Source organism: Leucobacter sp. M11, assembly GCF_035726885.1.
Taxonomy (GTDB): domain Bacteria; phylum Actinomycetota; class Actinomycetes; order Actinomycetales; family Microbacteriaceae; genus JAPFRB01.
In genome coordinates this window covers 154,299-163,044 of the sequence record NZ_JAPFRB010000001.1, presented here as the reverse complement: position 1 = coordinate 163,044, position 8,746 = coordinate 154,299, and the positions used below count along the sequence as shown (strand labels likewise).

General features: G+C 69.1%; 8 protein-coding genes. 6 read left to right on the top strand and 2 right to left on the bottom strand.

All coding sequences use genetic code 11. The annotated features are described in order from the left end of the window. The coding region (locus OOT08_RS00815; RefSeq protein WP_325090693.1) for an ABC transporter substrate-binding protein at positions 1-1,757 on the bottom strand (1,757 nt) is incomplete at its 3' end. Between the two features lie 349 nt (positions 1,758-2,106). After that, the gene (locus OOT08_RS00810; RefSeq protein ID WP_325090692.1) at positions 2,107-3,240 is read right to left on the bottom strand and encodes a M20 family metallopeptidase; all 1,134 of its coding nucleotides are present in this window, start codon (positions 3,238-3,240) and stop codon (positions 2,107-2,109) included. A 90-nt stretch (positions 3,241-3,330) separates the two neighbouring features. Here OOT08_RS00810 and OOT08_RS00805 point away from each other — a divergent pair, with 90 nt between their 5' ends. From OOT08_RS00805 to OOT08_RS00780, 6 genes are all read left to right on the top strand, one after another. Continuing rightward, positions 3,331-4,161: a GNAT family N-acetyltransferase gene (locus OOT08_RS00805; protein ID WP_325090691.1), complete on the top strand. Its 831-nt coding sequence runs from the start codon at positions 3,331-3,333 to the stop codon at positions 4,159-4,161. After that, the gene (locus OOT08_RS00800) at positions 4,158-4,913 is read left to right on the top strand and encodes a MurR/RpiR family transcriptional regulator (RefSeq protein WP_325090690.1); all 756 of its coding nucleotides are present in this window, start codon (positions 4,158-4,160) and stop codon (positions 4,911-4,913) included. The genes OOT08_RS00805 and OOT08_RS00800 overlap by 4 nt, the downstream gene beginning before the upstream one ends. Further along, complete coding sequence (menC, locus tag OOT08_RS00795; RefSeq protein ID WP_325090689.1) at positions 4,910-6,052, top strand: o-succinylbenzoate synthase; 1,143 nt, start codon at positions 4,910-4,912, stop codon at positions 6,050-6,052. The genes OOT08_RS00800 and menC overlap by 4 nt, the downstream gene beginning before the upstream one ends. Beyond that, a complete protein-coding gene (locus OOT08_RS00790) occupies positions 6,049-7,149 on the top strand; it encodes a dipeptidase (protein WP_325090688.1) in 1,101 nt (366 codons plus the stop codon). The genes menC and OOT08_RS00790 overlap by 4 nt, the downstream gene beginning before the upstream one ends. Continuing rightward, the gene (locus OOT08_RS00785) at positions 7,146-7,868 is read left to right on the top strand and encodes a type 1 glutamine amidotransferase (RefSeq protein WP_325090687.1); all 723 of its coding nucleotides are present in this window, start codon (positions 7,146-7,148) and stop codon (positions 7,866-7,868) included. The genes OOT08_RS00790 and OOT08_RS00785 overlap by 4 nt, the downstream gene beginning before the upstream one ends. After that, positions 7,865-8,746: serine hydrolase domain-containing protein (locus OOT08_RS00780; RefSeq protein ID WP_325090686.1), on the top strand; the 882-nt coding region annotated here is incomplete at its 3' end. The genes OOT08_RS00785 and OOT08_RS00780, both read left to right, overlap by 4 nt.

Below are 8,746 nucleotides of genomic sequence, written 5' to 3'. Positions count from 1 at the left end.
TACAGCCCCGTGTTGGCGCTCTGGCCCGAGGAGCCCTCGGAGCCGTCAACGGGAGCCACGGTCAGGTAGCCCCAGTATCCGGCCTGGTTGGCGATGATGCCGCCCTTGGCCGGCTGCAGGGTGAAGCCATCGAAGCGGTCGGAGCGGTACGCCTCCAGCCCATTGGCGTACCAGGTCGCGACCTGCACGGTGTCGGTGTAGTTCATCGCGAGCATTTCGCGGACGATTTCTTGACGCTTGCCCTCGTCCAGCTCGCTGCGCTGCTGGTCATAGAGCTTGTCGAACTCGGGGTTGCAGTAGCCGTCCTGCGAGGTGCCGCCGGTGCCGTCCTCGCTGGTCGGCAGGTTGCCGCAGGTGTTCAGCCCGAGCTGGTAGTCGGGGTCCGGGTTCACGGACCAGCCGGTGAAGTAGAGGTCGTAGTCGGCCTTCATGGAGTTGGCGCTCACGGTGTCCGAGTCGGTGGACTCGACGTTGATTTTGATGCCGATCTCCTGCATCCACGGCACGAAGAACTCGGTGATCGACTGCTCGATCGGGTCATCGGCGCTCATGAGCAGGCGCAGCTCAAGCTTCGTGCCGTCCTTCTCGCGGATCCCGTCGGAACCAGCCACCCAGCCCGCATCCTCGAGGGTCTGCTTCGCGGCGTCCTGGTCGAAGTCGACAATGGCCGTGTCGTCCTCGGGAAGGTGCCACTTCGGGAAGGACACCGGGATGAAGCTCGTCGCCTGGACGCCCTCGCCCTCGAGGACCTTGTCGAGCAGCGTCTTCGTGTCGGTGCCGAGGCGGATCGCCTGGCGGACCTCAAGCTCCTTGAGAGCCGCTGCGCCGGTGCCGAAGGGGGTGCCGTCGCGGGTCTCGAAGCCGGGGTTGATGCTCAGCGAGTGGTACCGGCGGCCGATCCCGGACTGGGTCGTGATGCCCTCTTCGCCCTGCAGCGCCTGGTACTGGGTCGGGTTCAGGCCCGTCACCAGGTCGACGTCACCGGCCTTGAGGGCCTGCACCTGCGCGTCGGTGTTCGTGTAATAGATGTACTGGATCTTGTCGATCTTGGCGGCGCCCCGCCAGAAGTTCGGGTTGGCCTTGAGCACGATCGACTCGTTGGCCCGGTAGCTCTCCAGGACGAAGGGGCCGGAGCCAACGACGTCCTTGTCGTTCATGAAGTCCTCGGGGGTGTCGATCTTCTCCCAGATGTGCTTGGGCACGATGGGCATCTCGGAGCCCGGGTTCGGGGCCTGGGGCTCTTTCAGGGTGATGACGAGGGTCAGGTCGTCGGGCGCCTCGACGGAGGCGAAGTTCGAGACCAGGTTTCCGTTCGCCGTCCCCAGCACCGGCACGTTCATCATTTGGTCGTAGGTGTATTTCACGTCAGCGGAGGTAATGGGCTCGCCGTCGGACCACAGCATGTCCTTGTGGAGCGTGTAGGTCCACTTCTTGCCGCCGTCCTCAGTCTCCCAGGACTCCGCGAGACCCTCGGTGGGGGAGCCGTCCTCGGCGCTGTTCTGCACGAGGGACTCGTACATGTAGCGAATGGCGTTCGTCGGCAGCAGGTAGATCGAGATGAACGGGTTGAAGGAGTCGACGAAGCCTGAGGTCGCGATTCGGAAGGTCGTGGCGGGGGCCTCGGCTTCCGTGCTCTCCGTGGCGGCCACGGGGGGCAACGCGAACGCCGCGGTCGGCGCGACGAGTGCGGCCGCGCACGCGACCGCAGCACCGACTGCGAGCGAGCGAAGCCGACGTTTACGGGGAGGAGTGTGCATGAGTGTGCATCCCTTCGATTTCGACCGCATTCGACATTGAGGTGGGGTCGGTAGTGCTTATGCAACCGCAAAAAGCCGAATTGGTCAAGGCATTTGGTTCGTATCTTTGAAAAGGAATCGGAATTGTGATGTCCGCGAGCGCACCGCGTCGGCCCGCGAAATGGCGCGGAAAATCGACCGGATTACCCGGGCGTGTCGGCGGAAATGCCCCGCGAGCTGTCGGACGGGCCGCCCGGGTGATCCGGGTGGAAGCGCGGAACTATCGGGGAAGATCTGAATCGTATCCCGCGGAGATTCGATTCGTATCACAGGGTGACTCTGCGGCCTCGCCGGCGGGGGCGACGGGGGATTACCCGGCTGGGGGCGCGGAGAGCACCGCGGTCAGCAGGGCGATGCGCTCGGCCAGTGAGGAGCGGAGCACGTGCTCGCTGAGCGCGTGCGCACCGCCCCCGCGCGGGCCGAAGCCGTCCGCTGTTGGCACCCCCAGGCTGCCGATCAGGTTGGTGTCCCCGGCGCCCGCGGCGGGGCGCGCGCTGAGTCCCTGTCCGACGCGCTGCGCCGAGGAGGCGAGGTCCGCGAGCAGCGCCTCGTCCGCGGGCGACGCTGCCCAGGCGGGACGGCTGCTCAGGGTGCGCACCTCCAGGAGCGCCCCCGCCCGGATCGGGGTCAGTTGGGCGATCGCCCCGAGGACCCTGGCCTCGCTCTCGCCGTCGAGGAAGCGCAGGCCGACCTCGGCCTGCGCGGACTCGGGGACGACGTTTGCGCGTGTCCCCCCGCTCACGGTGCCAACATTGCAGAGGACCGGGGAGGGGAGGTCGGGGTCTACGGTGATCGCCCGCAGCCGACCCAGCTGATCGACCAGCTCGTCGATCGCCGAGATGCCGAGTTCCGGATCGAGGGCCGCGTGGGCCGCCCGACCGGTCACGCGCAGCTCCAGTCGGGTGCTGCCCCTGCGGCCAATCTTCAGGGCGCCGTCGGGGTGCGGCGACTCAAAGCCGAGTGCCGCGCAGGCACCGAGGGCTTCCGCCCGAATGAGTTCCAGGCTGGTGGGAGAACCGACCTCCTCGTCACACACGAGCAGAATGCGCACGGCCCGAGCGGGGGCGCCGCCGAGGCGGGACAGCGCTGCGTGCATCACGACGATGCCGCTCTTCATGTCGTAGACCCCGGGGCCGCGCAGGACATCGCCGTCCTGCGCCCAGGGCAGCTCGCCGGCGAGGGTGCCGAGCGGCCACACGGTGTCGGTGTGTCCCACGAGCAGCAGCGGTCGTCCCGGGCCGGGGAAGTCAATCACGAGGTTGGTGCCGGACTCCGTGTCGAGGCGGCGGACCGTGCCGCCGAGGTCGCGGAAGCGCTCGGCGACCACGTCGGCAATCCGGGCGCTGGCCGCTCCGTCGCCGGAGGGGGATTCGATCGACACGAGTTCCCGGAGGAGTGCGAGTTCCGCGGAGTCCTGGTGGATCGGCTCTGGGGCAAGGTTCATGCTTATGAAACGTATCTTAGGCTTGCTATGCACGCAAGAGCCCAATAGCATCGGGGTATTCACTGGAGAATTCCGAGGTATAGGAAACGTATGATGCCACCCGCCCTGTCGCCCCTTGCTGATGAACCCTCGGTGGTCGGCGGGGCCGGCGTCCCGCTCAGCGGTCGGGAACTGCGCGGCGTCGAGGAATTCCGCGCCGCCGCCGCGCTGTACTCCCGGGTCTTTGGCTACGAGTCACCGGAGTTCGCGCTGAATCTGAACCTGCTCAGCGCCCTGACCCAAAACGGCGGCTCCGCCGTTGGGGTGTTCACCTCGGCGGGGGAACTGATCGGGTTCGCCTACGGCTTCGCGGGCCGCGACGTGTCTGGGAGGGAGTTCCACTACTCCCAGGCGGCCACCGTTGACCCGCGGTACCAGGGCCTGGGGGTCGGCCGGACCCTGAAGCACCTCCAAGCCCGCGTCGCGGAGCGCTGGGGACACCGCAGCATGCGCTGGACCTTTGACCCCCTGCTCGCGCGGAACGCGCACTTCAATTTCACCTCTCTCGGCGCGACGGGAATCGAGTTCCTCCCCGATTACTACGCCCGGCCAGGGACGGATCGGATCCTGGTGGAGTGGGTCCTCGACGCGCAGGAACGCGATCGCGCCTGCGCGCATCGACGGGCCAGCGGATCCGCCCAGCGGCCCCCAACGCTGACCGAGAACGACTGGGGCCTGGTTCGAGCGGACGGCGACGCGATCTGGGTCGCGGTGCCCGCGACGGCCCCGGAGCCCTGGGCGGCCGTGGAGCTTCGCGCTCGCCTCGGGGACTCGCTCCGTGAGACGATCAGCTCGGGTCACCAGCTCATCGCCTGCGTCAGAGTCTCCGAGCACACCTCCGCCTACCTCGCGGTATCCGACAACCGGAAGGAATCCTCATGACCGAGCATGATGACGCGCAGCAGCGGGAGGACGAGCGCGCCCAACAGGCTTCCCGGGGGAACAACCGAACGCTGAGTTCGCCACAGGATCGCTACGGGGAACGATTGCGGGCAAACATGTCCGCGGAGATGATCCAGGCCCGCGTGATCGAAAGCGAAACGCGCTCCCTCGCGCAAACCCTCGACGAGCTGGCGGTCAACGGCGAGGTGCCCCGGGCCGCGGCGCTCATCCTGGGTGCCCGTCGCCGCTATATCGGGGGAGAGGGCAAGGGCTTTGCCTATGCCCAACTGCTGAACGCGGACCTCTCCGCGACGCTCTCGAACGTGTTCCTCATCGACGGGCGCGGGCTCTCCCCGCTCACGGTGCTGACGGATGTCCGCTCAACCGATGTGCTGATTGTCTTCTCCATGCGGCGCTACCGCGAGGAGACCATCAAGCTGGGCAGGCTCTTCCACGAGGCCGGGGGGCAGCTTGTCGTGATCACGGACGCGGAGGATGCCCCGCTCGCCTCGCTCGCGAGCGCCCTGATCCGGGTGCACACCGAGTCCGAATCGTACGCGGACTCACCCACCGCCGTCGCGGCTGTGTGTCACCTCCTGAGCGCGCTCACCACCGCGAGCGCGAAGGGGGCCCGCCGGCGCCTCGCCGTGCGCGATCAGTACTCGGCCGAGCTGTCCCTCTACCTGCCCGACACCGACCCGGCCGAGCTGGACTCGGCCCCCGCAGACACCACCACGAAGGACCACCCATGAGAATTGAGCGAATCCGGCTCTTTGCCCTTCGCCTTCCCCTGCAGCACAGCTTCGAGACCAGCTCGCACCGGAAAACGGGCATCGAGCACATCCTCGTGGAGCTGACGGACGCCGACGGCGCGGTCGGCTGGGGCGAGATCGCGTCCCCGAGCGATCCGTTCTTCTGCGCGGAAACAACCGACACTGCCTGGCACCTGGCCACCACGTACCTGGTTCCCCGGGTGCTTGGCGCCGAGTGGGAGCGCCCGGAGGAGCTCGAGACCAGCTGGGCGAAGATTCGCGGGCACGAGTTTGCGAAGGCGGGCTTCTCGGGGGCGGCCTGGGACCTGTGGGCGAAGCGGGCGGGGATCTCCCTGTCCGCGGCGCTCGGCGGCACCCGCGCGGAGGTCGTCGCCGGGGTGTCCCTCGGCATCGAGGACTCCATCGAAGCGCTCCTCGTGCAGGTCGCCCGGCAGGTGGACGCTGGCTACGGTCGCGTCAAGCTGAAGATTGCCCCCGGCTGGGACCTCGCCGCCGTGGAAGCTGTCCGGGGATCCTTCCCCGAGGTGGAGCTGCACGTCGACGCGAACGGGGCCTACCCGAGCACCGAGGACTCGCTCACCATGTTCCGGGCGCTCGACGGCTTCGGGCTCACGATGATCGAGCAGCCCTTTGCCGTGCGCGACTTCGTCGGACACGCGGCCCTCCAGCAGCACCTCGACACCCCGATCTGCCTGGACGAGTCCATTGTGACCGTGCACGACCTGGACACCATGCTTCGGCTGGACGCCGGTCGGGTGCTGAACATCAAGGTGTCCCGGATGGGGGGCCTCACCGAGGCTCGCCGCGCGCACGACCTCGCCGAGCGGGCCGGGGTGCCCGTCTGGTGCGGCGGCATGCACGAGTTCGGCATTGGCCGCGCGGCGAACCTCGCCATTTCCTCGCTGCCCAACTTCAGTTTCCCCTCCGATGTCTCGGGATCGGAGAAGTATTACGCCCGGGATATCGTGAGCCCGCCGATCACCGCGGTGAACAGCGTGGTCACGGTGCCGACCGGGCCCGGGATCGGCCACGAGGTCGACGTGGAACGCATCTCCCGGGACGCAGCCCGCGTCTTCGACAGCGCGGAGAGCCGGCGGCCAGAGGAGGCGCTGCGATGAGTGAGTACCGCGTTTTTGACGGACACAACGATCTCGCCTGGGCCTGCCGTGCGGGCCGCGGCTCCAGCGTTGCGGGTCTCGATACGGGGGCTCCCGAACTGCACACGGATCTGCCCCGGCTCGCCCGCGGCGGGGTGGGTGGCCAGTTCTGGTCGGTGTGGGTCGACCCCGTGCTCGCGGGGGCCGAACAGGTCGTCGCGACCCTCGAGCAGATCGACGTCGTGCACCGTTTGGTCGAGGCGTACCCTGATCATCTTCGTTTGGCGCGCACCGCGGCTGAGGCGCGCTCCGCCATGCGGGACGGGCGGATCGCGTCGATGATCGGGATCGAGGGCGGCGACCAGTTCCACGGCTCCCTCGCGAGCCTGCGTCAGTTCGCCCGGCTCGGCGCCCGGTATCTCACCCTCACCTGGTCCCGAACGATTGACTGGGCCGACTCGGCCACCGACCAGGAGCGTCACGGGGGACTGACCGAGTTTGGCCGGGCCGTCGTTCGGGAGATGAACCGAATCGGCATGCTCGTTGATCTCGCTCACGTGGCCCCCGCTACGATGCGCGACGCCCTGGCGGAGAGCCGCCGCCCCGTGCTCGTGAGCCATTCTGGGGCCTGGGAACGCTGCCGCCACGAGCGCAACGTTCCGGATGATGTGCTGGAGCGCATCGGCGAGCGCGACGGGGTCGTCATGGTCGCCTTCGTGCCCTCGTTCCTCACCGAGGAACGCATGCAATGGGTGCGCGCGGGCGAGATTGGCGAGGCCCCGCCGGTCGGCGTCACGGACGTCGCGGACCACCTCGACCACATCCGGGAGGTTGCGGGGGTGCACGCGGTTGGCATCGGGGCAGACTACGACGGCACCGATGCGATGCCGAGCGGTCTCGGCGACGTCTCCGGGTACCCCCGGCTCTTCGCGGAGCTGGCCAGCCGTGGCTGGTCCGAAACGGAACTCCACGGGCTCGCCTCCGGGAACGTGCTCCGCGTCATCGAGGCCTCGGACGAGGACTACCTCAGCTTCCTCGCGGGTTCCGCGGGCGAGCCGGAGGAGATCGCGATCGCACCGGCGGTCGACACCCTGAAGCAGAAAGAAGGATCATCGTGACCGAAACCCCCCGCGTGCTCGCCGTGGTGAACTCCCCGGGCTCGGGGCCGCGCCGCCTGGAGGGCTGGCTGGCCGACCGCGGCGTCGAGCTGGATGCCCGGCTCGGCGCCGAGGGCCTGCCCGAGACGCTCGACGGCTACGCCGGGCTCGTGCTGCTGGGCGGCGGACTCATGCCGGACGACGACGAGCGGGCACCCTGGCTCCCGCGGGAGCGACAGCTCGCCCGTGCCGCGATTGACGCCGACCTGCCGACCCTTGGCATTTGCCTCGGTGCCCAGATCCTCGCCGTCGTGGGCGGCGGCGAGGTCCGTGCCAGCTACGGGCCGAAGGAACGCGGCAGCACCGTCATCCACGCCACCGCGGCCGGTCGAAACGATGCTGTCCTCTCCGCCATCGGCAGCTCCGCCCCCATGATCGAAAACCACGAGGACATGATCACCCGCCTTCCGGAAGGCGCCGTGTTGCTCGCGTCGAGCGACGCCGTCGAAAACCAGGCCTTTGTGCTCGGCTCCCACGTGCGCGCGGTGCAGTTCCACCCGGAGGCCGCCGCGGCCGATCTCGCCCGCTGGGACGACGCCGCGCTCACCGGGGAGGGCTACGACGTTGCCGCGCTCATGCGCGGGGCCGAGGAGGACGACGCGGAAAACACCCGCGCCAGCCGCGCGCTCGTCGAGGCCTTCGCGGCCGAGGTGCGAGCGCGAGCCGGGGCCGGGGCATGACCGCGCGAACGGTGAGCGCGCCCGACCTTGCGCAGCTCGGGCTCGGGGAGGCGCTGGACGAAGCGCTTGCCGCCCACGACCTGAGCACGACGTCCGCCGCGGCGATTGCGGTGTTCACCCCGGACGGGGTCTGCGACTGGCGCGCGCTCGGGGAGCCGCGGCGCGACGGGGCGCCGACCCAGCGCGGGACCGTGTTCCGCATCGCCTCGATGACGAAGAGTTTCCTTGCGGCGACCGCGCTCGCGCTGCGCGACGAGGGCCGCCTCGATCTCGACGGGGACCTCGCTCTGATCGTGCCCGGGATCCGCTTCGAGTGGGCGGGCGAGTCCGTGCCCGTGACCATCCGGCAGCTGCTGTCCAACTGCTCGGGGATGCCAGAGGACAACGCCTGGGGGGACCGCCAGATCGGCGCCGAGCGGAGCTGGATCGCCGAACTGGGCGCGGCCGGGTTCCGGCTCACCGCGGAGCCGGGGGAGCGATACCAGTACTCAAACATCGGCATGTCCTTCGTTGGGCGGGCCATCGAGGCCGTCACCGGCCGCTCCTTCGAGGCCGAGGCGACCACGCGCTTCCTCGACCCGCTCGGGCTCGCGGACACGCGCTTCTCGGCGGAGGATTACCCCGCGGACGCCGACCTGGCCGCGGGGTACCGCACCTTCGACGGGGGCGAGTCCTTCCATCTGGAACCCTTCGTCGGCACGGGGGCGCTCGCCTGTATCGCGAGCCTGTTCAGTTCCCTCGACGACGTTGCCGCCTGGGCGACCTTCCTGCGTTCCGCGTTCACCCCGGCCCCGGTGTCGCCCGAGCTGCTCGCCCCGGCCAGCCGCCGGGAGCTGCAGCGGCTGCTCACCCCGAGCCCCACCGGTCCGGACCGGGAG